Below are 657 nucleotides of genomic sequence, written 5' to 3'. Positions count from 1 at the left end.
GTTGATGATAAATATGTAGGCAAGCTGATAGGAATACCTTTACCTATAAAAGAAATGAGGGAAGAGTTCCCTAACGATGTTAATGTAAGTGATTATACAGTATGGGTAACACTGGAAGAATACGACCAAATTTAATAATCAAAAAATGAAATTATGAACACAATCACAATACAAATTTACAAATACGAGGAGTTAGACAAAAAAGTCCAAGAGCAGGTATTAGACAAGTACCGATACAAAGAGGTCGATAGCCATTGGTGGTGGCAAAATACTTACTTTGATTTTGTGGTGATATGCTCAATATTGGAGATTGATATAAATCCGTCCGAAATCTTTTTCAGTGGTTTCTATTCACAAGGCGACGGAAGTAGTTTTGCGTGTAACATACTTGATATAAGGAAATTTATACAAGCCGTTAGAGTTGAAAAATGGAAAGATTATGCCCCCAATCAAGAGTTTAATTTTGATGTTTTGGATATGGATAAAAGAGTGCTTAATCTTATCCAAAACGGATATATAGATATTTATTTTAAGACCTATAACAGACACCGATACTATTATCTGCACTTTGATTGGGAGTACACTTTTAACGATGATAGTAAGGAATACCCACACATTGAGTATCAAGTTGAAAAACTATTGAAATGGGTGGAAAGT

1 protein-coding gene is annotated in these 657 nt (G+C 33.5%); it reads left to right on the top strand.

What is annotated here, in order from left to right; genetic code table 11:
* Window positions 1–153 precede the first annotated feature (153 nt).
* A partial coding sequence (locus VQ048_RS12385; protein ID WP_327611950.1) for a DUF8835 domain-containing pootine occupies window positions 154–657 on the top strand: 504 nt, incomplete at its 3' end.

The sequence above is a fragment of the Bergeyella anatis genome (genome assembly GCF_036016955.1).
Taxonomy (GTDB): domain Bacteria; phylum Bacteroidota; class Bacteroidia; order Flavobacteriales; family Weeksellaceae; genus JAYWXI01.
This window is presented reverse-complemented; position numbering and strand designations above follow the sequence as displayed.